Below are 22,453 nucleotides of genomic sequence, written 5' to 3'. Positions count from 1 at the left end.
CCGGTGCGGCGGCGACTCGACCTCGACGCGTCGCCCACCGAGGTCCTGCGGCGCCTGCGCGGTCGCGACCGGCTGGTCGCCCTCGTCGGGGCGTGGCACCAGGGCGAGGCCCTCATCGCCTGCGAGCCCGTGCGCCTGCTGGAGGCGTGGGACGACGTCGACCTGCCCCGCCACGAGGCCGACGGCTTCGGCGGCGGCTGGATCGGCGCGTGGGGCTACCGCCTCGGGCGTCACGTGGAGCAGCTCCCCGACGGCCCGCCGCGGCCGATCCCCCAGCCCGACCACCGCGTCGGCCTCTACGACCTCGTGCTGCGCCGGGTGCGGGGCACATGGTGGCTCGAGTCGCTCGGCGAGCCCGACCCGGCTCGCGTCGACTCGCTGCTCGAGGCGATCGGCACGCCCGCGCCGGCCCGGCCGTTCACCGCCGGCACCTTCGAGCTGACGCCCGGGCCCGACGCCCACCGCGCGGCCGTGCGGCAGGCCCTCGACCACATCGAGGCGGGCGACATCTTCCAGGTCAACCTGTGCGCGCGGCTCGAGGCCGCGTTCGAGGGCGACCCGCTCGACGCGTTCTGCACCGGCGTCGAGTCGCTGCGCCCCGCCTACGCCGCCTACGTCTCCTCGCCCGAGGGAGCGCTGGCCAGCCTCTCGCCCGAGCTGTTCCTGCGCCGCACCGGCGACGAGGTGCTGACCTCGCCCATCAAGGGGACGGCTCCGCTCACCGCCGACCCCCGCGAGCTCGAGGCCTCGGCGAAGAACCGCGCCGAGAACGTCATGATCGTCGACCTCATGCGCAACGACCTCGGCCGCGTCGCGCTGCCCGGATCGGTGCGGGTCCCGGCGCTGAACCGGCTCGAGCGGCACAGCGTGTGGCACCTGGTCTCCGATGTCGTGGGTCACCTGCCCGCCGACGTCGGCGACGGCGACCTGCTGCGCGCCACATTCCCACCCGGCTCGGTCACGGGCGCCCCGAAGGTGCGCGCGATGGAGATCATCGCCGAGCTCGAGACCACCGGCCGCGAGGCGTACACCGGCGCGATCGGGCACGTCAGCGCCACCGCCGGGATGGAGCTCAATGTCGTCATCCGCACGTTCGAGTTCGCGCGCGACGCCGAGGGCCGGCAGCGGGTCTGGCTCGGGGTCGGCGGCGGCATCGTGGCCGACTCCGATCCCGACGACGAGTACGCCGAGTGCCTCGTGAAGGCGCGGCCGCTGATCCGGGCGATCGGCGGACGGCTCGACCTCGAGGCCTCGCCGGTCGGCGCGCCGGACGAGGCGATCACACCCCTCGGCGACGTCGGACGAGCCGTCGACGCGACGCGCGGGATCTTCGAGACCGTGCTCGTCGTGGACGGCCGTGCCGACGACCTCGACGCCCACCTCGCGCGGCTCGACGCCAGCGTCCGCTCGGTCTACGGCACCACGGTCCGGGCCGGGCTGGAGGAGGCGGTGCACCGGCGCATCGTGGGTCTCCGCGACCGGCACCGGCTGCGCCTCGACGCCGTGCCGCACGGCGACGACGTCCGGGTCTCGATGACCGCGTCACCGCTCGATGACGCGCCCGCCACGTGGACGCTCGTGCCGCAGGTGCTCCCGGGCGGCCTCGGAGAGCACAAGTGGGCCGACCGCTCGCGGATCGCGCCCGCCGACGCCGAGCCGCTGCTGCTCGACGCCGACGGATCGGTGCTGGAGACCGAGCGTGCCAACCTCTTCGTGGTCCTCGACGACGGGCTCCACACGCCGGCCCTCGACGGTCGGCTCCTGCCCGGCACCACCCGCGCGCGGGTGGTGGAGCTGGCGCTCGGACTCGGCATCCCCGTCCTCCAGCACCGCCTCACCACCGCCGACCTCGCGGCCGCCACCGAGGTCTTCGTCACCAACGCGCTGCGCGGCATCGTCCCGGTCACCTCGTGCGAGGGCGTCGGCGCCTGGCCCCCGGGTCCCCTCACCGCCCGCCTCGCCGACGCCCTGCGGGGGGACGCATCGTGGTACCACGATGTCGTCCCAGCGACCCGAAGGTCGAAGGATCCGTCCCCCTCCGGGCGGCCACGCGTGCTGTTCATCGACAACTACGACTCGTTCGTGTTCAACCTCGCGCAGTACGTGGGCGAGCTCGGCGGCAGCACCGAGGTCGTGCGCAACGACGCCGCGTCGGTCGACGAGCTGCTCGCCGGCGACTTCACGCACGTGATCGTGTCCCCGGGGCCGGGCACGCCCGCCGACGCCGGCGTCAGCGCTGAGGTCGTCCGCCGGTTCGGCGCCCACACGCCCGTCCTCGGCGTCTGCCTCGGCCACCAGGTGATCGGCGAGGTCTTCGGGGCGCGCGTCGTCCGGGCCGACCGCGTGGTGCACGGGAAGTCGTCGCTCGTCCACCACGACGGGGCAGGCGTGTTCGCCGGGCTGCCCTCACCCCTGGTCTGCGCGCGCTACCACTCCCTCGTCGTCGAGGACGTCCCTCCGGTTCTCGAGGTCACCGCCCGCACCGGCTCGGGCATCGTCATGGGACTGCGCCACCGCGAGCTGCCGATCGAGGGGGTCCAGGTGCACCCCGAGTCGATCCTCACCTCGCGCGGGCACGACCTGCTCGCGAGCTTCCTGCGGCTCAGTACTGCATGACCACGCGGCCGTCGATCCGGCCGTGCTCCATCTCGTCGAAGATGTCGTTGATCTCGTCCAGCGACCGGGTCGACACGGTCGGGTGGATCCTCCCCGCCGCGAAGAACTCGAGCGCCTCCACCATGTCCTGACGGGTGCCCACGATCGAGCCGCGCACGGTCAGGCCGCGCAGCACGATGTCGAAGATGTTGGCCGGGAAGTCGCCCGGCGGCAGGCCCACGAACACGATCGTGCCGCCGCGCCGGGTCATGCCGGTGGCCTGGCCGAAGGCCTCGGGGTGCACAGCCGTGACGAGGACGCCGTGCGCCCCTCCCACCGTCTCCTGCACGAAGGCGACCGGGTCGTCCTTCGCCGCGTTCACGACGTGCTCGGCGCCGTGCTTGCGCGCCAGCTCGAGCTTCGCGTCGTCGACGTCCACGCCGATCACCCGCATGCCCATCGCCACCGCGTACTGGACCGCGATGTGGCCGAGGCCGCCGATGCCGCTGATGACCATCCACTGCCCCGGGTGCGTGTTCGCGACCTTGAGGCCCTTGTAGACCGTGACGCCCGCGCACAGGATGGGCGCGACCTCGACCTCGTCGACCCCGTCGGGGACTCGCGCGGCGAAGCGCTCGTCCACGAGCATGTACTCGCCGAACGAGCCGTCGACGCCGTAGCCGCCGTTCTGCTGCTGCTCGCACAGCGTCTCCCAGCCTTGGCGGCAGTACTCGCACGCGCCGCACGCCGACCACAGCCAGGCGTTGCCGACCCGGTCGCCGACCGCGAGCTGCGTGACGCCCTCGCCGAGCGCGACCACCTCGCCGAAGCCCTCGTGGCCGGGGATGAGCGGGCGCTTCGGCGGCACGGGCCAGTCGCCGTTCACGGCGTACAGGTCGGTGTGACACACGCCGGAGGTGATTAGGCGCACGAGCGCCTGGCCCGGGCCGGGCGTCGGCACCGGCACCTCGTCGATGGTCAGGGGGGCGCCGGCCTCGGCGCTGACGGCGGCGCGCATCGTGCGCGGGATGTCGGTCATGGTTCGTCCTCTCCACCACCGACGCTAGTCCGCGAAGGTGTCACCGACGTTGCATCCGATTTGGCCCCCGACCCCGGACGTGAAAGGCTGGAATCCGAGCCGGGATCCCCGGCCACCGGACGAGTGGAGTCGTACCCGGAGCGCGACAAGACGGCCACGAAGGAGTTCGCCATGTCGTGGATCGTTCTGGTCGTCTCGGGTCTGTTCGAGGCCGTGTGGGCCACCGCCCTGGGTCGCAGCGAGGGCTTCAGCAAGCTCGGCCCCTCGATCGTCTTCGTCGTCGCCTGCGCCATCTCGATGGCGGGCCTCGCGTGGGCCATGCGGGACCTGCCGATCGGCACCGCCTACGCCGTGTGGGTGGGCATCGGCGCCGCCGCCACGGTCGGCTGGGCCATGTACACCGGCACCGAGCCGATCTCGATCACCAAGTTCCTGCTCATCGGCGGGCTGATCGGCTGCGTCGTCGGCCTCAAGCTCGCGCACTGAGTCACGCACGCGGCCGCCGGACTCGCCTCGTCGGAGGCGGTCCGGCTGGCCGCGGCCGACTACGCTGTCGGTGTGTACGAAAGCGTGATCCAGGACCTCATCGACGAGCTCGGTCGACTGCCGGGCATCGGCCCGAAGAGCGCCCAGCGGATCGCGTTCCACCTCCTCGACGCCGACCCCGAGGACGTCAAGCGCTTCGCGCAGACCCTCGTCGACGCCAAGACCAAGGTCCTGTTCTGCTCGGTCTGCGGCAACGTCACGGTCGACACCACGTGCCGCATCTGCTCCGACCCGCGCCGCGACGACTCGGTCCTGTGCGTGGTCGAGGAGAGCAAGGACGTCATCGCGATCGAGCGCACCCGTGAGTTCCGCGGCCGCTACCACGTGCTGGGTGGCGCGATCAGCCCGATCGCCGGCATCGGTCCCGACCAGCTGCGCATCAAGGAGCTGCTCGGCCGCCTGCAGGACGGCGCCGTCACCGAGGTCATCATCGCCACCGACCCGAACCTCGAGGGCGAGGCCACGGCCACGTACCTCATGCGGATGCTCGTGCCCATCGGCCTGAAGGTCACCAAGCTCGCCAGCGGCCTGCCCGTGGGCGGCGACCTCGAGTACGCCGACGAGGTCACCCTCGGTCGCGCGTTCGAGGGCCGCACCGCCGTCGGCTGACGGTCGCGGACCCGGTCCAGCGCCCGGACGGCGGGCCGGAGGCTGGAAGCGCAGGCGCTAGACTGGCCGAGGCGCAACGTGGCGTCATCTCCCTGTGCCAGCAGATCCCCCAGAGCAAGGAAATGTCCATGGGCATCGTCGTGCAGAAGTACGGCGGCTCGTCGGTGGCGGACGCCACCAGCATCAAGCGAGTCGCCCAACGCATCGTGGCGACCAAGAAGGCCGGTCACGACGTGGTCGTCGTCGTGTCCGCGATGGGCGACACGACCGACGAGCTGATCGACCTGGCCAACCAGGTCTCTCCCCTCCCGCCGGGCCGCGAGCTCGACATGCTCCTCACCGCCGGTGAGCGCATCTCGATGGCGTTGCTGGCGATGGCGATCGAGACCCTGGGCCAGGAGGCGCGCAGCTTCACCGGCTCGCAGGCCGGCGTCCTCACCGACGACGTCCACGGCAAGGCCAAGATCATCGACGTCACGCCCGGCCGCCTCCAGTCGGCGATCGCCGACGGCGCGATCGTCATCGTGGCGGGCTTCCAGGGCGTCTCGCAGACCACCAAGGACATCACCACGCTCGGCCGCGGCGGCTCGGACACCACCGCCGTCGCGCTCGCGGCGGCGCTCAAGGCCGACGTGTGCGAGATCTACACCGACGTCGACGGCATCTTCACCGCCGACCCGCGCATCGTCCCCACGGCCACGCGCATCCCCGCGATCTCCTACGAGGAGACGCTCGAGATGGCCGCCAGCGGCGCCAAGATCCTGCACCTGCGGTGCGTCGAGTACGCCCGCCGCAACACCATGCCCATCCACGTGCGGTCGTCGTTCAGCGACAAGACGGGCACGTGGGTCGTGGCCGCCGAAGACGTCAGCAAGTACACGGAAGAAGGACAGGCGATGGAGCACGCCATCATCTCCGGGGTCGCCCACGACCGCAGCGAGGCCAAGATCACCGTCGTCGGGGTGCCCGACAAGGTGGGCTACGCCGCCGCCGTCCTGCGCGCCCTGGCCGAGGCCCGGATCAACATCGACATGATCGTCCAGAACGTCTCGGCCGCCGCGACGGCGCTCACCGACATCTCCTTCACGCTCCCGCGCGACGACGGCCAGACCGCCATGACCGCGCTGGCCCGCCTCAAGGACCAGATCGGCTTCGAGCGCCTCCAGTACGACGACAGCGTCGGCAAGGTCTCGATCGTCGGCGCCGGCATGCGCTCGCAGCCCGGCATCACCGCCACGTTCTTCGAGGCGCTGGCCGCGGCCGGCGTCAACATCGGCATGATCTCCACCTCCGAGATCCGCATCTCGGTCGTCGTGGCCGAGAACGAGGTCGACGCCGCCGTCAACGCCGCCCACGAGGCCTTCGGCCTCGGCAGCGAGGACACCGAGGCCGTCGTGTACGGAGGGACCGGACGATGACGAAGATCGGAGTCGTCGGCGCGACCGGCCAGGTCGGCGCCGTCATGCGTCAGCTGCTCGAGGACCGGAGCTTCCCCGCGGAGTCCGTGCGCTTCTTCGCCTCGGCCCGCTCGGCCGGCAAGACCCTGCCGTTCCGCGGCGAGGAGATCGTCGTCGAGGACACCGCCACGGCGGACGTCTCCGACCTCGACATCGCACTGTTCAGCGCCGGCGCCACGATGAGCAGGGTCCAGGCCCCCCGCTTCGCCGAGGCCGGCGTCACCGTCATCGACAACTCGTCGGCGTGGCGCAAGGACCCGAGCATCCCGCTGGTCGTCAGCGAGGTGAACCCCGGCGACATCCCCGCCGGCGACGGTCCCCGCGGCCGCGGCATCATCGCGAACCCGAACTGCACCACGATGGCCGCGATGCCGGTGCTCAAGCCCCTGCACGACGCCGCCGGCCTCGTCCGGCTCACCGTCAGCAGCTACCAGGCGGTCTCGGGCTCGGGCCTGGCCGGCGTCGAGGAGCTGCACTCGCAGGCCCTCGCCACGGTCGAGAAGGCCGACGCGCTCACCCACGACGGTCGCGCGCTCGAGTTCCCCGAGCCGGTCAAGTACGTCGCGCCGATCGCGTTCAACGTGATCGCACTGGCGGGCTCGATCGTCGACGACGGCTCGCACGAGACCGACGAGGAGCAGAAGCTCCGCAACGAGTCGCGCAAGATCCTCGGCCTGCCCGACCTGCGGGTCGCGGGCACGTGCGTGCGCGTCCCGGTGTTCACGGGCCACTCGCTGTCGATCCACGCGGAGTTCGCGCGCGACATCACACCCGAGCAGGCCGAGGAGATCCTCGCGTCGGCGCCCGGCGTGACGCTCACCGACGTGCCCACCCCGCTCGAGGCGGCGGGGCGCGACGAGAGCCTCGTCGGCCGCATCCGCCAGGACCAGTCGCTCGACGGCAACCAGGGCCTCGTGCTGTTCGTGTCGGGCGACAACCTGCGCAAGGGTGCCGCGCTCAACACGATCCAGATCGCCGAGCTGCTGGTCTGACCTGCCAGCCCGCCCAAGATTTGCTCCCATTGCCACCTTTCAGAGGGCTTGAAAGGTAGAAATGGGAGCAAATCTCGTCAGGGGCGGAAGGCGAGGAAGTCGTCGAGGACCTCGGGGTTCTGCAGCGCGCCCTTGGCCGCCGCGTCGTCCACGGGCGTGCCGCGCAGGATCTTCTTGACGGGCACCTCGAGCTTCTTGCCCGAGAGGGTGCGCGGCATGCCGCGGACCTGGTGGACCTCGTCGGGCACGTGGCGCGGCGACAGCTTCGAGCGCAGCTCGGTGGCGATCCGCCTCGTGAGGTCGTCGTCGAGCACGGCGCCCTCGACGAGCGCCACGAACAGCAGCAGCCGGCCGGCGCCGCCCTCGGAGTCCTCGAGGTGCACCACGATGCTGTCGGCGACCTCGGGCATCGACTCGACGACCGAGTAGAACTCCGAGGTGCCCAGCCGCACGCCGCCGCGGTTGAGGGTGGCGTCGCTGCGGCCGGTGATCGTGCACGAGCCGTACGAGGTCAGGTTGATCCAGTCGCCGTGCCGCCAGACTCCCGGGAAGTCCTCGAAGTAGGCCGCGCGGTAGCGCGAACCGTCGTCGTCGCCCCAGAAGCCGACGGGCATCGAGGGCATCGGCTGCTTGATGACGAGCTCGCCCAGCTGGTCGCGCACCGGCTGGCCCTGCTCGTCGAAGGAGTCCACGTCGCAGCCCAGCGAGCGGCACGAGATCTCGCCCGCGTAGACCGGGACGGTGGGCGCCGCGCCGACGAACGCGGCGCACGTGTCGGTGCCACCGGAGACCGAGGCCAGCTGCACCTGCGAGTCGAACTCGTCGTAGACCCAGCGGAACCCGGCCTCGGGCAGGGGCGCGCCGGTGGACCCGAGCGCACGCAGCGCCGACAGGTCGGCCACCTGCGCGGGGTGCAGCTCCTCCTTGCGGCACTGGAGCAGGAACGGCGCGCTGGTGCCGAAGTACGTCACGCCGACCTCCGCGGCCAGCTGCCACAGCGCCTCGAGCCCTGGGTGGGCCGGGTTGCCGTCGAACATCACCACGGTGGAGCCCGCGCCGATGCCGGAGACGAGGTAGTTCCACATCATCCAGCCGGTGGTGGAGAACCAGAAGAAGCGGTCCTCGGGGCCGAGGTCGCTCTGGAGGCTGAGCGCCTTGAGATGCTCGATCGTGATGCCGCCGTGGCCGTGCACGATCGGCTTGGGCAGGCCCGTGGTGCCCGAGGAGAACAGCACGTAGAGCGGCGCGTCGAACGCCAGCCGGGCGAACTCGAGCGGTCCGGTGGCCGCGGTGAACTCCTGCCACGTGGTCGCGCCGTCGGGAGCGGCCGCCGCGGGGTCCAGGTACGGCAGCCAGACGACCTGGCGCAGCGACGGGAGCGCCTCGGTGATGGTGGCGACCTGGTCGCGCCGGTCGATCCCCTTGTCGCCGTAGCGGTAGCCGTCGACGGCGAGCAGCACGACGGGCTCGATCTGCTGCCAGCGGTCGATGACGCTCTGCGTGCCGAACTCGGGCGCGCACGAGGAGAAGATCGCGCCGAGACTGGCCGACGCCAGCAGCAGGACGAGCGTCTCGGGGATGTTCGGCGCGTAGGCCGCCACACGGTCGCCGGGGCCGACGCCGGCCGCGAGGAGTCCCTGCCGCGCCCGCGCCACCTGCTCGCGCAGCCCGGCGGCGGTCAGCGTGACCTCGTCGCGGCTCTGCGACCGGGCGATCACCACGACGTCGTCGTCGGCGCGCCCCGGGATCCGCAGCATCGCCTCGGCGTAGTTGAGCCGCAACTCGGGGAACCAGCGCGCTCCGGGCATCGAGGCGTCGGGCAGCACGGGCTCGGCGGTGCCGTCGTGTGGCAGGTCGAGGTACTCCACCCAGGCGCCCCAGAACCCGGCGAGATCATCCACCGACCACTGCCACAGCGCCTCGTAGTCGGGGACGTCCACTCCCCTCGTGCGAGCGACCCAGGCGGCGAAGCGCTCGATCGCGGAGGTGCCGGAGAGGGCGGGTTCCCAGAGGACGTCGGCAGGCATGTCGGCAGTCTAGGTGTGACCCACGACGCACGAGAGCCGGGACCGCGCGGATCACGGGGCGGCCGCCGGCCATGGCTTCCCCACCAGACCGACGACCGCCTCGCTCGCGCCGGCCTGCCCCCCAGCACGCCGGCGCACCCCGCTCGGTGAAGGACCGGGCGGGGCGGCTCCTCGGCTTCCCTGCCCCGGTGCACACACGCGGGTGGACCCGCTCACCGGAGCTGCCGAGCGCCCGGAGCGATCCGGGCACCCGGTCAGTGTGCCCTAACTGCGAGTTACGCGCCAATCGGAGGAAGACCGCCGCGCGCACCCCCGGAACGGCACGAAGCCCGGACTCCGAGGGAGTCCGGGCTTCGTGAGTGGGTCGGGGTGACAGGATTTGAACCTGCGGCCTCGTCGTCCCGAACGACGCGCGCTACCAAGCTGCGCCACACCCCGTGTGCAACCTCAGAAATTCTACCCGGTCAGGGTGAGGACTGTCGCCTCGGGGCGGCAAGAGAACCGGAACGGGGTGAACGGCGAGGTTCCGCAGCCCGCCGAGACGTGCAGCCACGAGGGGTCGTGACCCGGGGTCCGGTGCGTGTGCAGGCCGTTCGCGCGGGCCCGGTCGATGTCGCAGTTCGTGACCAGCGCGCCGAAGCCGGGCACCTGCAGCTGGCCGCCGTGCGTGTGCCCCGCGAGGATCAGCTCGTTGCCGGCGGCGTTGAACGAGTCGAGCACGCGCAGGTAGGGCGCGTGCGCGACGCCGATGCGCAGGTCGGCCGTGGCGTCGGAGGGCTGGTGGTCGAGCCGGTCGAACCGCAGGTGCGGGTCGTCGACGCCCGTGAAGGCGATGCGGGTGCCCTTGACCGTGAGCTCGTCACGGCGGTTGTTGAGGTCGCGCCAGCCCTGGTGGGAGAGCACGGCGCGCAGCTCCTCGTAGGGCAGGTCGCGCGGGCGCTCCCAGTCGCCCCCGGTGTCGACGCCGGTGCCGCCGGACAGGTAGGTGGCGGGGTTCTTCAGCCGCGGCGAGTAGTAGTCGTTGGACCCGAACACGAACACCCCGGGCACCTGCAGCAGGTCGGCGAGCGCGGTCACGAGCGGCACGACCGAGTCGCGATGGGCCAGGTTGTCGCCGGTGTCCACGACGAGGTCGGGACGCAGGCCGGCGAGGGACTCGAGCCACTCCTGCTTCGCGCGCTGGCCAGGCGTGAGGTGGATGTCCGACAGGTGCAGCACGCGGATGGGCTCATGGCCCGCGGGCAGCACCGGCGCGGTGAACTCGCGCACCACGAACCGGCGCGTGGCCTCGACGTAGGAGTACGCGAGCGTGCCCAGTCCGAGCGCGGTGGTCGCTCCCAGCAGCCGGGTCAGTCGCATGCCGGAAGCCTAGTGGCCGGCTCCGACCGCCGTCAGATCCAGCCGTGCTCGTACGCGTGCTCGGCGGCCTCGTACCGCGAGGACGTGTCGGTCTTGGTCATCGCGCTCGAGAGGTAGTTGCGGACCGTGCCCTCGGCGAGATGCAGCGTGCCCGCGATCTCGGCCACCGACAGGTGCCGCCGGGTGAGCCGCAGCGCGTCCAGCTCGCGGTCCGAGAGCGGAGAGGCCTCGGCGTTCAGCGCGGCCGCGGCGACCTCGGAGTCGACGTAGCGCCGTCCCGCCGCGACCTCGCGGATCACCTGCGCGAGGGCGGACACGGGGCTCGACTTGGGCACGAAGCCCGCGATCCCCGCGGCCATCGCACGGCGGAGCACCCCGGGGCGCGCGTGGCGGGTCATGAGGACCGACCGCGCGAGCCCGTCGATCTGGGTCGCGACCTCGATCCCGTCCGTCGGCGGCATCTCCAGGTCGAGCAGCACGACGTCGGGCGCGTGCGTCCGCACCAGGTCGAGCCCGTCGGCGCCGTTGCCGGCCTCGCCCACGACCTCGAGGTCCTCCTCCAGGGCGAGCAGGGCCACGATCGCGCTGCGGATCATCTCCTCGTCGTCGACGACCACGACCCGGATCACAGGACCACCTCGACGGTGAAGCGGTCGTCCTCGCGCCGGACCGCCAAGCGGCCGCCGCCCGCCGCGACCCGCTCGGTCAGCGACGCCAGGCCCGAGCCGGGCGACCCCGTGGCCTCGCGGGCGCCGTCGTTCGTGATGGCCAGGCGCTCCGGTGACGCCTCGATGCGCACGGTGGTCGCGGCGCTGTGGCGCAGGATGTTCGTCGTCGCCTCGCGCAGCGCCAGCGCGAACAGCGGCTGGTCGAGGCCCTCGTCGCACTCCACGGTGACGTCGGCGCCGGCCGCCTCGAGGACGGCCGCCGCGTTGGCCATCTCCTCGCGCAGGCTCGTGCGCCGGTAGCCGCGCACGATCTCCTTGGTCTCGGTCATCGCATCGCGCGCGATCTGCTGGACCTCGCCCATCGACGCCCTCGCGGCGGCGGGATCGCGGTCGAGCTGGCGCTCGGCGAGCTCGGCCTTGAGCGCGATCACCTGCAGGTGGTGGCCCTGGACGTCGTGCAGGTCGGCCGCGAGCCGCAGTCGCTCGCGCACGGCCGCCAGGTCGGCCTCGGCCTCGCCGGCGGACCGCACCTGGAGCATGAGCTGCCACAGCCAGACCTGGAACACCGACACGGCCGGCAGGAAGAGCGCCATGAAGCCGATGACGTACGCGCCCTGGAAGTCGAGGTCGAGCAGCTGGTCCCAGCCCGCGACGGCGTAGAGGCCGAGCAGCACGGGCACCGCCAGCACGAGCAGCGTGTTGCGTCGCCGCGGCGCGACGTCGATCGCCAGCAGCGAGACGACGAGCCACGGCACCAGCACGATCCCCGGCGGGAAGGTCGGCGGCAGCCAGGCCAGCGGGTAGACCAGCAGGGCCGGGGCGAGGTACGTCGCCCGCTGCGACCACGCGATCTGCTCGTGGCCCAGGCCCGTGCGTGCGGCCGCGATGAGCGGCCGGCACGAGAACCACACGACGCCGGCGATCACCACGAGCAGCAGGACGCTGCGCACGACCGCGGTGCCCTGCACCAGGTCGCCCGTCGCCCGCGCCACCGGTCCGATCGTCCCGAACACGACGTAGATCCACAGGCTCGAGGCGGTGTAGCGCCAGGTCGCGACGAAGCCGTCGGGGTTCGAGCTCACGGTCCCGACCGTAGCCGAGGAGGCGCATGACAGATGTCATCGGTTCTGGTGACTCCACGCGCTGGTGGGCACCGGTCCCCGGCCGCGAGGGTGGAGACATGGAGACCACAGACGACGCCGTGATCGACGTTCGCGGCCTGACCTGCACGTACGGCGACTTCACCGCCGTGCGCGACCTCGACCTGACGGTCCGGCGCGGCCAGCTGTTCGCCCTGCTGGGCACGAACGGCGCGGGCAAGACCACCACGATGGAGACCCTGGAGGGACACCGGGCCGCGGACGCTGGGAGGGTCCGCGTCCTGGGCCTCGACCCCGTGGCCGACCGCGCCCGGCTGCGGCCCCGGCTCGGCATCATGCTCCAGGAGTCGGGATTCGCGGGCGACCTCACGGTGCGCGAGACCGTGGACCTGTGGGCCTCGCTCACGACCCACCCGCGCCGCACCGACGAGGCGCTCGAGCGACTCGGGCTGGCCGACCGCGCCGGGACCCGCGTGGTCCAGCTGTCCGGCGGCCAGCGTCGCCGGCTCGACCTCATCCTCGCGACGCTCAACAACCCCGAGGTGCTGTTCCTCGACGAGCCGTCGGCCGGGCTGGACCCCGAGTCCCGCGAGGCCGCGTGGCGCTTCGTCGCCGACCTCAAGGCGGGCGGCACCACGGTCGTGCTGACCACGCACTACCTGGAGGAGGCCGAGGCGCTCGCCGACCACGTGGCGATCATGCACGAGGGCCGTGTCGCCACCGAGGGCACGCTCTCGGACGTCGTCGGCACGGCGCCCGCGGCGATCGAGTTCACCACCGTCGGCCTGGCCGGCGCCGACCTCGACCGCGAGCTGCGCACCGTCGTCGATCCCGTCTCGCTGCGCATCAGCGCCGACCGCGTCCGCCTCGACGTCGCCGACCTGCAGTCCTCGCTGGGCCGCCTGCTGCGCTGGGCCGACCAGCACGGCCACCGACTCGAGCGGCTCAACGCCTCGGAGGCCAGCCTCTCCGAGATCTTCACCCGCGTCAGCCACAGCAGCAACCGTCTGGAGGATGCCTCATGAGCACCACGACCACCCCCACCTCGCCGACCGCCCTCGCCCGCGTCCGCGCGATCGCGGGCTCGGAGTTCCGGCTCATCGCACGCTCGAAGGCCGTGCTGTTCAGCGCCACCGCGCTGCCGCTGATGTTCGCCGCGTTCCTGTTCGTCCAGCGCGAGACCGCCGTGGAGGCGTCCGACGACACGACCGCGTCGGTCGGCATGGTCTCGATGGTCGTCATGTTCTTCGTGATGTTCACCGTCTACATCACCGCCACGACGACCCTCGTGACCCGGCGCCAGGACCTCTTCCTCAAGCGGCTCCGCTCGGGCGAGTCCTCCGACCTCGTCATCCTGACCGGCCTGCTCGTGCCGCCGGTCCTGCTGTGCCTGGGCCAGACGCTCCTGGTCCTGGTCGCCATGGTGGCGCTGGGCAACGGCATGCCGGGGGCCTGGTGGTGGCTGCTGGTGGCGCTCGTGGGACTCCTGGCCTCGTCGGTCACGGCAGCCACCGCGACCGCGGCGCTGACGCCGAACGCCAGCGCCGCGCAGATCTCGAGCATGCCCTACGTGGCCCTCGCGCTCGGCACGCTGATCGCCTCGCCGATGACCGAGAACCGCTGGCTCGACCTCACGCCGGGCGGCGCCCTCGTGACGCTCGTGCGCGCCGCGTACGAGATGGACGTCTACGGCAACGTCGGCGTGGCCGTCGCGGGCCTCGCCCTGTGGACGTACTTCGGGTACGACCTGTCCAAGCGCCTGTTCCGCTGGGAGCCGCGGCACTGAGATCGCTCGTCGCGCAGGCGGTGGGAGAATGGCGACATGTCAGTTCTCAAGGACCGCCTGCGCGACGACCTCAACACCGCCCTGAAGTCCCGTGACGCCCTGCGCACCTCGGTGATCCGCATGGTGCTCGCCGCGATCACCAACGCGGAGGTCGCCGGCAAGGAGGCGCGCGAGCTGACCGACGACGACGTCCTCACGGTGCTGTCGTCGGAGGCCAAGAAGCGCCGCGAGTCGGCCACCGCGTTCGACGAGGGCAACCGCCCCGAGCTCGCCGAGAAGGAGCGCGCCGAGGCCGCGATCCTGGCGGAGTACCTGCCCGAGCCGCTCAGCGACGAGGAGATCGCCGCGATCGTCGCGGGCGTCATCGACCAGACCGGCGCCGCCGGCGAGGGCATGAAGGCGATGGGCAAGGTCATGGGCGCCGTCTCGGCGCAGACCAAGGATCGTGCCGACGGCGGCGCCGTGGCCGCCGAGGTCAGGCGCCAGCTCGGCGCCTGAGCCCCTCGCTCAGTCGTCGTCCCCGCCGCGGCCGCGCCCGCGGCCCCGGCGATCGTCGTCGTCCCCGCCGCTCTTCTTCGTGGCGCGGGGCGCGGACGGCAGGGTCACCGCGTCGAACTTGGCCGGGGTGAGCGACTTCTCGATCTCGCCCATGGCCGCCTTCCACTGCGGACCCGCCAGCGACGAGCCGCCTGCCTGGGAGAACGACACCGGGGTGCCGCGCAGCGTGGTGCCGACGAGGCCCGCCGGCTGGCCCTTCTTGTTGATGCCCGCGATCATCGACGCCGCCGAGATCTCGGGGGTGTAGCCGGTGTACCAGACGGCCTTGCTGTCGTTGGTGGTACCGGTCTTGGCGGCCGACGGGATGCTCAGGCCGGTGCCGTTGCTGTAGCCGAAGCCGCCCGGCTGCTGGAGGCCGACCAGGATCGCGTTCACCGTGGCGGCGGTCTTCTTGCTCATCGCGCGCTTGCACTCGGGCTTGTACTTCTTGATCGTCTTGCCGCTGCGGTCGAGGATCTCGGCGACCGGGGCGGGCTCGCAGTACATGCCGCCGGCGGCGGGGGTGGCGTAGGCGGCCGCCATGTCGAGCGGGCTGACGTCGATCGGGCCCAGCGTGAAGGACGGGATGTAGCTGCCGGGGCTGCCCTTGTCGATGTCGGGCTCGGCGGTGGGGATGCCCATCCGCTTGGCCATCTTGACCGTCTCGCACAGGCCGGCGTCGCGCTCGAGCTGGGCGAAGTAGGTGTTCACCGAGCGGCGCAGGCCGGTGACCATGTTGAAGCCGCCCGCACCCGTGGAGTTCTTGACCTCCCACTGGCCGGTGCCGTTGCCGTCGCAGTCGAAGTAGGTGCCCGTGGGGATCTTCATCGTCTGCGGCGAGTTGTAGGACTTGCTCGCGGGGATGCCGTCCTCGAGGGCCGCGGCGGCGGTGAACATCTTGAACGTCGAGCCGGCCTGGAAGCCGTTCGAGTCGCCGTACCGGCGGGGCACCGAGAAGTTGATGTAGGTCTCGCCCTTGCCCTTGCCCATCGAGCGCGACTGGCCGATGGCGCGCACCTTGCCGGTGCCGGGCTCGACGAGGGCCAGCGAGCCGATCGCCTTGTCGGTGTCGCCGACGTACTTCGTGACGGCCTTGTTGACGGCCTTCTGCATCGACAGGTCGATGTTGGTCTTGATGGTCAGGCCGCCGCGCTCGAGCATCGCCTGACGCTCCTTGACGGTCTCGCCCAGCGCCGGCTCCTGCAGCAGGTAGCGGCGGATGTAGTCGCACGAGAACGCGGCCTCGGAGTCGACGCAGCCGTTCGGGAACGACGTGATCTTCAGGCCGATCGGCGTGGCACTGAGCTCCTCGGCCTCAGCCTCGGGGATCTTGCCGAGGCGGGCCATGACGCCGAGCACCGTGTTGCGGCGCTGGAGCGCGCGCTCGGGGTAGATGCGCGGGTTGAACTGCTCGGGGTTCTGCACGAGACCGGCCAGCGTGGCGGCCTGGGCGGTGGAGAGCTTGTCGGGGCTGACCGAGAAGTAGTGGTAGGCCGCGGCGCGGATGCCGTAGGCGCCGTCGCCGAAGTACGCGATGTTGAGGTAGTGCTCCAGGATCTCGTCCTTGGAGTACTTCTTCTCGTAGTTGATCGCCAGCTTGAGCTCGCGGATCTTGCGGGCCGTGGACACCTCGGTGGCGGCGGCGCGCTGCTCCTTCGTGGCGGCCTGCTGCACCAGCGTCAGCTTCACGAGCTGCTGGGTGATCGACGAGCCACCCTGGGTGTTGCCGTCGGAGGCGTTGTTCATCAGGGCGCGCAGCGTGCCCTTGAGGTCGAGGGCGCCGTGCTCGTAGAAGCGGTAGTCCTCGATCGAGATGATCGCGGTCTGCATGACCGGCGCGATCTTCGCCAGCGGCACGTCCTGGCGGTTCTCCTGGTAGAAGTACGCGACGCGCTTGCCGTTGGAGGCGATGAGGCGGGTGGTCTGCGGGTTCGGCAGGTCCTGCAGCGCGAGCGGCAGGTCGACGACGTCCTTGCTGACCTTGTTCGAGGTGCTGGCCAGGAAGGCCGTGCCGGGCACGAAGATCGCCGCGACGATCACTCCGGCCAGCACCGAGAGCCACGCGATCGAGCCGATCGCCCCCAGCTTCGACGTCGGCCGCGGTTCGCTCTCGGCGACCTTCTTGATCGAGTCACCCATGTCCTGCCACGCCATGGGCACGAGGATACGGGAGATCGGCAACCCGCCCCGGCAGCGGCGAGCCCAGCGCGGCCCGGAGCGACATGACTATTTGGGACTATGTATCAACTACCCGGAGGAATCTGTCCGGTTACCGCGCGAATCCTTAGGCTTTTTCTCAGCAGAAACAAGTTCTCCTCTCGGTCACGGGGACCCGGAGGATCTCGGGAAAGGGTCTCTGCGCATGTGGAACAACAACTGGTCTCAGAACGCGGCTTGCCTCGGCAAGTCGGATGATCTCTTCGTCAAGGGCGCCGAGCAGAACCGCGCCAAGCTCGTCTGCAACGGCTGCGGCGTCCGCGCCGAGTGCCTCGCCGAGGCGCTCGACAACCGCATCGAGTGGGGCGTGTGGGGCGGCATGACCGAGCGCGAGCGTCGCGCCCTGCTGCGTCGCAAGCCCAACGTCCGCAAGTGGCGCGAGCTGCTCGTTCCCGCCAGCTGACCTGACCTCAGGCGCCCTGCGGGGCGCCGAGGTGGTCACCGATCACTCTCAGGCCACCCAGGTCGTGGACGTCCGTGTCCAGTGCGGGCACGGGCACCACCTCCACGTTGCGGTGTGCCGCACTGAACCGCTCGCGCAGACGGTTCTCCCGCTCCGCCAGCCGCATCCGCTCGGCATGGACGTCGAGCAGCTCCGCGGTCCGGCGCTCCGCCGCCCGTCCCCCCGCCAGGCGTGGCGAGGCCGACTCGGCGTCGGCCGCCGTGACCCCGGCCGCGGACTCGTCGTGGACGCGGTTGACCACGAGTCCCGCCAGCGGCATGTCGTCGGCCGCCAGCCGCTCCACGAAGTAGGCCGCCTCGCGCATCGCCGCCGCCTCGGGCGCCGCGATCACCAGGAACGCCGTGCCGTCGGCCTGCAGCAGCGAGAACGTCGCCTCGGCCCGCTGGCGGAATCCGCCGAAGAGCGTGTCGAACGCCGCGATGAACGTCTGCATGTCGGTGAGGACCTGCGCGCCCAGCACCTTGTTGAGGGCGCCGGTCACGATGCCCAGGCCCGCGGAGAGCAGCTTGGCCGGCCCGCGTGCCGGCGCCAGCATGAGCCGGATGAACCGGCCGTCGAGCAGCGACGAGAGCCGCTCGGGGGCGTCGAGGAAGTCCAGCGCCGACCGTGACGGCGGGGTGTCCACCACGATGAGGTCCCACCGGTCCTCGGCGTGCAGCTGGCCCAGCTTCTCCATCGCCATGTACTCCTGCGTGCCCGCGAACGAGCTCGAGAGCGCGACGTAGAACGGGTTGGCGAGGATCTCGGCGGCCTTCTCGGGCGAGGCGTGCGCCTCGACGACCTCGTCGAAGGTCGTCTTCATGTCGAGCATCATCGCGTCGAGCGAGCCGCCGAGCTCGGTGTCGATGCCCTTCACGGGGCGCGGCGTGTTGTCGAGCTCGAGCAGTCCGAGCGACTGGGCGAGGCGTCGCGCCGGGTCGATCGTCAGCACGCACACCGTGCGGCCCTGCTCGGCCGCGCGCAGGGCGAGCGCCGCGGCGGTGGTGGTCTTGCCGACGCCTCCGGAGCCGCAGCACACGACGATGCGGGTGGCCGGGTCGGCGATCAGGCCGTCGACGTCGATGCGCGCCGGCTGCTCGGTGGCGGAGAGCCGACGCTCGGTGCGGGGCCTGCGCTCGCGCGGGGTCGTGGTCGCGCCGGGGGTCATCGGGCGTCCTCCACGAGCGGCGCGAGCTCGGCGGCGAGGTCCTGCAGCGCGCCCAGGTCGATCCCACCCGTCAGCAGCGGGAGCGTGACGTGCGGGCGGCCGCAGTCCTCGATGATCGTGCGCTGCTCGTTCTGCAGCTGCTGGCGCTCGATGTGGCCGAACCCGTCGGCGACGAGGGTGGCGGCGGCGTCCCGGGGCAGCCCGGCCTTCTCCAGCACGGGCGCGACCGCCTTCGCGTCGAGCCGCCCGGCCTCGAGCGCCTCGACGGTGTCGTCGGACAGCAGGGACGGGCGCACGAGGTTCACCACGACGTGCCCCACCGGCAGCCCCGCCCGGCTGAGCTCGTCGATGCCGTCGAGGGTCTCCTGCACGGGCATCTCCTCCAGCACGGTGACCAGGTGCACCGCCGTCTGCGGGCTGCGCATCATGCTCATGATCGACTCGGACTGCGTCTTGATCGGGCCGACCTTGGCCAGGCCCGCGACGTCGTCGTTGACGCCCAGGAACCGCGCGATGCGGCCCGTGGGCGGCGCGTCCACCACGACGGCGTCGTAGACGAAGCGCGAGGACTTGTCGCCCGTGCGGCGCCGCGCGGCCTCGTAGACCTTGCCGGTGAGCAGCACGTCGCGCACGCCCGGCGCGATCGTCGTGGCGAAGTCGATGACGCCGAACTTGTCGAGGGCCCGCCCGGCGCGCCCGAGGCGGTAGTACATCTGCAGGTACTCCAGCAGCGCGGCCTCGGGATCGATCGCGAGCGCGTGCACGTGGCCGCCGGCGTCGCTCGTGGCGATCCGGCGCTCCTCGTAGGGCAGCGGCGGGACGTCGAAGAGCTGGGCGATGCCCTGACGGCCCTCGACCTCGCACAGCAGGACCTTCAGTCCCTTGCCTGCGAGCGCCAGGGCGAGCGCGGCCGCGACCGTCGTCTTGCCGGTGCCGCCCTTGCCCGTCACGACGTGCAGTGGAGTCGAGTTGGCCACGCCGTCGAGACTACCGAGGGTCGGGCCGGAGCGTCGGGCGAGAACCGCACCCGCCCGAGCGGGGATACAGTCGGGGCCATGACCAAGTGGGAATACCTGACGGCACCCGTGCTCGTCCACGCGACCAAGCAGATCCTCGACAACTTCGGGGGCGACGGCTGGGAGCTGGTCCAGATCGTGCCCGGCATGAACCCCGAGAACCTCGTGGCCTACTTCAAGCGCCCGGTGGCCTGACATGGGCGCCGTCGTCGACCGTCTGGCCTCGCTGGGGCTCACGGTCCCCGAGGTCGCGGCACCCGTCGCGTCCTACGTCCCGGCGCTGCGCAGCGGCTCGCACGTGTACACGTCCGGTCAGCTGCCGTTCGTCGACGGCGTCCTGCCCGGCACCGGCAAGGTCGGCGCCGAGGTCACGCCCGAGGACGCGCAGGAGTACGCGCGGCTGTGCGCGCTCAACGTCATCGCGGCGATCAGCTCGGTGGTCGACCTCGACTCGGTCGTGCGCGTCGTGAAGCTGACCGTGTTCGTCGCGAGCGACCCGTCGTTCACGGGCCAGCCCGCCGTGGCCAACGGCGCGAGCGACCTCATGGCCGCCGCGTTCGGCGCGGCCGGCTCGCACGCCCGCAGTGCCGTCGGCGTCGCCGTGCTGCCCCTCGACACGCCCGTCGAGATCGACGCGGTCGTCGAGGTCCGCTGACGTGCTGGTCCCGGTCCCTGCCCGGATGCAGGAGCGGCTGAAGGACTTCGAGCCCGAGAACGCCGTCGCCCCGAAGGACGCGGCCACGATCGCCGTCGTCCGCGACGGGGAGGACGGCATCGAGGCCTTCCTCATGCGTCGTCACTCGGGCATGGCGTTCGCCGCGGGCATGTACGTGTTCCCCGGCGGCGGCGTGCAGGACGACGACGGCGAGCCGATGACCTGGGTGGGCCCCGCCCCCGAGGTCTGGGCCGAGCGATTCCACTGCGAGCCCGACCTCGCGGCCCGGCTCGTCGTGGCCGCCGTGCGCGAGACGTTCGAGGAGACCGGCGTGCTGCTGGCCGGGCCCGACGAGCACTCCGTGGTCGGCGACACCACCGACCTGGCGTGGGCGCGCGAGGACCTCGAGGCCAAGAAGCTGTCGTTCGCGCGCTTCCTGTCCGACCAGGGCCTCGTCCTGCGTGCCGACCTGCTCGGCGCGTGGGCGCACTGGATCACCCCGGCGCTCGAGCCGCGCCGCTACGACACGCGGTTCTTCGTCGCCGCCCTCCCCGAGGGCCAGCGCATCGGCACCGTGAGCACCGAGGCCGACAAGTCGCTGTGGGCGCCGTTGTCGGAGGTGCTCGCGCTCGTCGACGCGAAGCAGGCCGCGATGATGCCGCCCACCGCCGTCACGTGCCGTGAGCTCTCGACGCTGGCGGCCACCGACGTGCTGGACGCCGCGGCGCAGCGAGACATCCGTGCCATCGAGCCGCACTTCGTCCGCAAGGACGGCCAGTGGTGGCTCGAGACCGAGCGTGAGGAGCACCTGTGAGCGAGCAGAAGGTCACCGACCGGGCGTCGTTCATCCTGGCCGACAACCCCGGGATCATGACGCTCGACGGCACCAACACGTGGATCCTGCGTGAGCCGGGCGCCTCGCGCTCGGTCGTGGTCGATCCCGGCCCCGACATCGCCGAGCACGTGGAGGCGGTCGCCGCGGCGGCCGGCGAGGTGGCGCTCGTGCTGTTCACGCACCACCACTGGGACCACACCGACGCGCTGGCGTCGTTCGTGAAGGCCACGGGTGCGCCCACGCGCGCGATCTCGGCGGACTACACCCGCGAGGCCGACCCGCTGGTCGACGGCGAGCGCATCGAGGTCGACGGCCTCCAGATCGACGTCGTGGCCGCACCGGGTCACACCCGCGACTCGGTGGCGTTCCTGCTGCCCCAGGACCGGGCGCTGCTCAGCGGCGACATGGTGCTGGGCCGCGGCACCACCGTGGTGGCGCACCCCGACGGCGCACTCGGGCCCTACCTGGACTCCATCCGGAAGTTCCGGGCGATCGTCGCGGAGGGCCGGGCCACCACGATCCTGCCCGCCCACGGTCCGGTCGTGGCGGACCCGGCGGCCGTCCTGGACTACTACCTCGCCCACCGCGAGGAGCGACTCGAGCAGGTGCGCGGCGCCGTCGAGCGCGGCGCCACCACGGCCCGCGAGGTCGTCGAGCTGGTCTACGCCGACGTCGACCCGGTCCTGTGGGACGCCGCCGAACTCTCGGTGCGCGCCCAGCTGGAGTACCTCGAGACGACCTGACCCGCGGACGGCGCGACGCGGGTCAGGCGATCTCGATGCGGTGGAGCAGCTCCTCCGCACCGGGGCCGGCCAGCTCTGCGGCGGCGTCCGCGCGCCCGGCCATCGCCAGGGTGAGCGTCAAGAGCTCGCCGGTGACGAGGGGACCCGAGCCCACGTCGAAGGGCGCGTCGTCCGCCTTGAGCGACAGGCCGCGCACGAGCGTGCGGCTGTTGACCGCGAAGTCCTTCGTGGCGAAGAAGCGGGCGACCTCGAGAACCGCGGTCTGATCCGGCACGAGCTCGATGCCGAGGGGCCGCACGATGTCCTGCGCGTGCACCACGACCTCGCCGAGCATGGCGACGTGGGCGCCGGCGGCGGCGGTGCGGCTGACGACGAGTCCGCGGAAGGTCTCCAGCGTCTCGCCCGGCGTGGCGCCGCGATGACGGGCGATGAGACGGTCGTTGTGCCGGTCCGGATCGAACCGCGAGCGGACGATGCTGACGATCCACTGCCGCGTGGTGGTGCTGGCGGCGGCGTTCAGGTGGGCGACAACGTCCTCGACGGACCAGCGCGGGCACGCCGATGTCGCCTCCCACTGCTCGGGGGTCAGCCGGTCGAGGATCTCGACCAGCCGGCGGCGTTCCCCGTGGGTGAGCTCCTGGACCGCGGCGGCGTCCACCAAC

Annotated in this window: 22 protein-coding genes, 1 tRNA gene, 1 pseudogene and 1 riboswitch; of the genes and pseudogenes, 14 read left to right on the top strand and 10 right to left on the bottom strand. The window is 71.8% G+C overall.

Annotated features, from left to right (window positions below):
• Positions 1-3: 3 nt before the first annotated feature.
• Both ACK99Q_RS04800 and ACK99Q_RS04795 read left to right on the top strand, forming a co-directional pair.
• Positions 4-1,902 (top strand): annotated as a pseudogene (locus ACK99Q_RS04800) (aminodeoxychorismate synthase component I); the annotation flags it as partial.
• A 150-nt stretch (positions 1,903-2,052) separates the two neighbouring features.
• The gene (locus ACK99Q_RS04795) at positions 2,053-2,616 is read left to right on the top strand and encodes an anthranilate synthase component II (RefSeq protein ID WP_410186061.1); all 564 of its coding nucleotides are present in this window, start codon (positions 2,053-2,055) and stop codon (positions 2,614-2,616) included.
• On the opposite strand, the gene adhP is transcribed toward ACK99Q_RS04795, so the two are convergent.
• A complete protein-coding gene (adhP, locus tag ACK99Q_RS04790) occupies positions 2,603-3,634 on the bottom strand; it encodes an alcohol dehydrogenase AdhP (RefSeq protein ID WP_410185084.1) in 1,032 nt (343 codons plus the stop codon). The two genes, ACK99Q_RS04795 and adhP, sit on opposite strands and share 14 nt — an antisense overlap.
• Positions 3,635-3,727: 93 nt before the next feature.
• Positions 3,728-3,795, top strand: a riboswitch (guanidine-III (ykkC-III) riboswitch).
• A gap of 10 nt (positions 3,796-3,805) precedes the next feature.
• Here adhP and ACK99Q_RS04785 point away from each other — a divergent pair.
• The 4 genes from ACK99Q_RS04785 to ACK99Q_RS04770 all read left to right on the top strand — a co-directional run bounded on the left by ACK99Q_RS04785 (position 3,806) and on the right by ACK99Q_RS04770 (position 7,238).
• Positions 3,806-4,120: a DMT family transporter gene (locus ACK99Q_RS04785; protein ID WP_410185083.1), complete on the top strand. Its 315-nt coding sequence runs from the start codon at positions 3,806-3,808 to the stop codon at positions 4,118-4,120.
• Positions 4,121-4,192: 72 nt separating this feature from the next.
• On the top strand, positions 4,193-4,789 hold the full coding sequence (gene recR / locus ACK99Q_RS04780) for a recombination mediator RecR (RefSeq protein WP_179427562.1): 597 nt from the start codon (positions 4,193-4,195) through the stop codon (positions 4,787-4,789).
• A gap of 128 nt (positions 4,790-4,917) precedes the next feature.
• Positions 4,918-6,207, top strand: coding sequence for an aspartate kinase (locus tag ACK99Q_RS04775; protein ID WP_410185082.1), 1,290 nt, complete (start codon positions 4,918-4,920; stop codon positions 6,205-6,207).
• A complete protein-coding gene (locus tag ACK99Q_RS04770) occupies positions 6,204-7,238 on the top strand; it encodes an aspartate-semialdehyde dehydrogenase (RefSeq protein ID WP_410185081.1) in 1,035 nt (344 codons plus the stop codon). Before ACK99Q_RS04775 ends, ACK99Q_RS04770 begins: the two co-directional genes overlap by 4 nt.
• A 77-nt stretch (positions 7,239-7,315) precedes the next feature.
• Here the strand turns inward: ACK99Q_RS04770 and ACK99Q_RS04765 are convergent, their stop codons facing one another.
• The 5 genes from ACK99Q_RS04765 to ACK99Q_RS04745 form a co-directional block, all read right to left on the bottom strand.
• Complete coding sequence (locus ACK99Q_RS04765) at positions 7,316-9,265, bottom strand: acetoacetate--CoA ligase (protein WP_410185080.1); 1,950 nt, start codon at positions 9,263-9,265, stop codon at positions 7,316-7,318.
• 364 nt (positions 9,266-9,629) lie between these two features.
• Positions 9,630-9,703: transfer RNA gene (locus ACK99Q_RS04760), tRNA-Pro, on the bottom strand.
• A gap of 18 nt (positions 9,704-9,721) precedes the next feature.
• Positions 9,722-10,624: a metallophosphoesterase gene (locus ACK99Q_RS04755; protein WP_410185079.1), complete on the bottom strand. Its 903-nt coding sequence runs from the start codon at positions 10,622-10,624 to the stop codon at positions 9,722-9,724.
• Positions 10,625-10,656: 32 nt separating this feature from the next.
• Complete coding sequence (locus tag ACK99Q_RS04750; protein ID WP_179427544.1) at positions 10,657-11,253, bottom strand: response regulator transcription factor; 597 nt, start codon at positions 11,251-11,253, stop codon at positions 10,657-10,659.
• Positions 11,250-12,374, bottom strand: coding sequence for a sensor histidine kinase (locus ACK99Q_RS04745; RefSeq protein WP_410185078.1), 1,125 nt, complete (start codon positions 12,372-12,374; stop codon positions 11,250-11,252). The genes ACK99Q_RS04750 and ACK99Q_RS04745 overlap by 4 nt, the downstream gene beginning before the upstream one ends.
• Positions 12,375-12,472: 98 nt before the next feature.
• Here ACK99Q_RS04745 and ACK99Q_RS04740 point away from each other — a divergent pair, with 98 nt between their 5' ends.
• Genes ACK99Q_RS04740 through ACK99Q_RS04730 form a run of 3 tightly spaced genes read left to right on the top strand, consistent with a single transcriptional unit; the run spans position 12,473 to position 14,676 of the window.
• Entirely contained in the window at positions 12,473-13,417 is a 945-nt protein-coding gene (locus ACK99Q_RS04740) for an ABC transporter ATP-binding protein (RefSeq protein WP_410185077.1), read from the top strand.
• Complete coding sequence (locus tag ACK99Q_RS04735) at positions 13,414-14,178, top strand: hypothetical protein (protein ID WP_410185076.1); 765 nt, start codon at positions 13,414-13,416, stop codon at positions 14,176-14,178. Before ACK99Q_RS04740 ends, ACK99Q_RS04735 begins: the two co-directional genes overlap by 4 nt.
• Before the next feature lie 36 nt (positions 14,179-14,214).
• The gene (locus ACK99Q_RS04730) at positions 14,215-14,676 is read left to right on the top strand and encodes a GatB/YqeY domain-containing protein (RefSeq protein WP_410185075.1); all 462 of its coding nucleotides are present in this window, start codon (positions 14,215-14,217) and stop codon (positions 14,674-14,676) included.
• 9 nt (positions 14,677-14,685) lie between these two features.
• Here the strand turns inward: ACK99Q_RS04730 and ACK99Q_RS04725 are convergent, their stop codons facing one another.
• Entirely contained in the window at positions 14,686-16,869 is a 2,184-nt protein-coding gene (locus tag ACK99Q_RS04725; protein ID WP_410185074.1) for a transglycosylase domain-containing protein, read from the bottom strand.
• 208 nt (positions 16,870-17,077) lie between these two features.
• Between ACK99Q_RS04725 and ACK99Q_RS04720 the strand changes: the two genes are divergently transcribed.
• Positions 17,078-17,335 carry a WhiB family transcriptional regulator gene (locus ACK99Q_RS04720; RefSeq protein ID WP_410185073.1) on the top strand — a complete coding sequence of 86 codons (258 nt, stop codon included), beginning with the start codon at positions 17,078-17,080 and terminating at the stop codon, positions 17,333-17,335.
• Positions 17,336-17,342: 7 nt separating this feature from the next.
• Here ACK99Q_RS04720 and ACK99Q_RS04715 read toward each other — a convergent pair whose 3' ends face one another.
• A complete protein-coding gene (locus tag ACK99Q_RS04715) occupies positions 17,343-18,542 on the bottom strand; it encodes an ArsA family ATPase (RefSeq protein WP_410185072.1) in 1,200 nt (399 codons plus the stop codon).
• The gene (locus ACK99Q_RS04710) at positions 18,539-19,519 is read right to left on the bottom strand and encodes an ArsA-related P-loop ATPase (protein ID WP_410185071.1); all 981 of its coding nucleotides are present in this window, start codon (positions 19,517-19,519) and stop codon (positions 18,539-18,541) included. The genes ACK99Q_RS04715 and ACK99Q_RS04710 overlap by 4 nt, the downstream gene beginning before the upstream one ends.
• 78 nt (positions 19,520-19,597) lie before the next feature.
• On the opposite strand from ACK99Q_RS04710, the gene ACK99Q_RS04705 reads away from it, so the two are divergent.
• The 4 genes from ACK99Q_RS04705 to ACK99Q_RS04690 are packed head-to-tail and all read left to right on the top strand — an operon-like array spanning position 19,598 to position 21,791.
• Positions 19,598-19,753: a DUF4177 domain-containing protein gene (locus ACK99Q_RS04705; protein WP_410185070.1), complete on the top strand. Its 156-nt coding sequence runs from the start codon at positions 19,598-19,600 to the stop codon at positions 19,751-19,753.
• Between the two features lies 1 nt (position 19,754).
• A complete protein-coding gene (locus tag ACK99Q_RS04700; RefSeq protein WP_410185069.1) occupies positions 19,755-20,213 on the top strand; it encodes a RidA family protein in 459 nt (152 codons plus the stop codon).
• Between the two features lies 1 nt (position 20,214).
• Positions 20,215-21,027, top strand: a complete 813-nt coding sequence (locus tag ACK99Q_RS04695) for an NUDIX hydrolase (RefSeq protein ID WP_410185068.1) — start codon at positions 20,215-20,217, stop codon at positions 21,025-21,027.
• Positions 21,024-21,791: an MBL fold metallo-hydrolase gene (locus tag ACK99Q_RS04690; RefSeq protein WP_410185067.1), complete on the top strand. Its 768-nt coding sequence runs from the start codon at positions 21,024-21,026 to the stop codon at positions 21,789-21,791. Before ACK99Q_RS04695 ends, ACK99Q_RS04690 begins: the two co-directional genes overlap by 4 nt.
• Before the next feature lie 22 nt (positions 21,792-21,813).
• Here the strand turns inward: ACK99Q_RS04690 and ACK99Q_RS04685 are convergent, their stop codons facing one another.
• Positions 21,814-22,449 carry a maleylpyruvate isomerase family mycothiol-dependent enzyme gene (locus ACK99Q_RS04685; protein ID WP_410185066.1) on the bottom strand — a complete coding sequence of 212 codons (636 nt, stop codon included), beginning with the start codon at positions 22,447-22,449 and terminating at the stop codon, positions 21,814-21,816.
• Between the last annotated feature and the right edge of the window lie 4 nt (positions 22,450-22,453).

Origin of the sequence: Aeromicrobium sp. MLTX1, from assembly GCF_046452335.1 — a bacterium.
Classification (GTDB): Bacteria; Actinomycetota; Actinomycetes; order Propionibacteriales; family Nocardioidaceae; genus Aeromicrobium.
This window is presented reverse-complemented; position numbering and strand designations above follow the sequence as displayed.

Excerpts from the sequence above, each read along its gene's own strand:
- adhP (WP_410185084.1), bottom strand. The coding sequence starts at position 3,634 with ATGACCGACATCCCGCGCACGATGCGCGCCGCCGTCAGCGCCGAGGCC.
- ACK99Q_RS04785 (WP_410185083.1), top strand. The coding sequence starts at position 3,806 with ATGTCGTGGATCGTTCTGGTCGTCTCGGGTCTGTTCGAGGCCGTGTGG.
- ACK99Q_RS04775 (WP_410185082.1), top strand. The coding sequence starts at position 4,918 with ATGGGCATCGTCGTGCAGAAGTACGGCGGCTCGTCGGTGGCGGACGCC.
- ACK99Q_RS04770 (WP_410185081.1), top strand. The coding sequence starts at position 6,204 with ATGACGAAGATCGGAGTCGTCGGCGCGACCGGCCAGGTCGGCGCCGTC.
- ACK99Q_RS04765 (WP_410185080.1), bottom strand. The coding sequence starts at position 9,265 with ATGCCTGCCGACGTCCTCTGGGAACCCGCCCTCTCCGGCACCTCCGCG.
- ACK99Q_RS04755 (WP_410185079.1), bottom strand. The coding sequence starts at position 10,624 with ATGCGACTGACCCGGCTGCTGGGAGCGACCACCGCGCTCGGACTGGGC.
- ACK99Q_RS04740 (WP_410185077.1), top strand. The coding sequence starts at position 12,473 with ATGGAGACCACAGACGACGCCGTGATCGACGTTCGCGGCCTGACCTGC.
- ACK99Q_RS04735 (WP_410185076.1), top strand. The coding sequence starts at position 13,414 with ATGAGCACCACGACCACCCCCACCTCGCCGACCGCCCTCGCCCGCGTC.
- ACK99Q_RS04730 (WP_410185075.1), top strand. The coding sequence starts at position 14,215 with ATGTCAGTTCTCAAGGACCGCCTGCGCGACGACCTCAACACCGCCCTG.
- ACK99Q_RS04725 (WP_410185074.1), bottom strand. The coding sequence starts at position 16,869 with ATGGCGTGGCAGGACATGGGTGACTCGATCAAGAAGGTCGCCGAGAGC.
- ACK99Q_RS04720 (WP_410185073.1), top strand. The coding sequence starts at position 17,078 with ATGTGGAACAACAACTGGTCTCAGAACGCGGCTTGCCTCGGCAAGTCG.
- ACK99Q_RS04715 (WP_410185072.1), bottom strand. The coding sequence starts at position 18,542 with ATGACCCCCGGCGCGACCACGACCCCGCGCGAGCGCAGGCCCCGCACC.
- ACK99Q_RS04705 (WP_410185070.1), top strand. The coding sequence starts at position 19,598 with ATGACCAAGTGGGAATACCTGACGGCACCCGTGCTCGTCCACGCGACC.
- ACK99Q_RS04700 (WP_410185069.1), top strand. The coding sequence starts at position 19,755 with ATGGGCGCCGTCGTCGACCGTCTGGCCTCGCTGGGGCTCACGGTCCCC.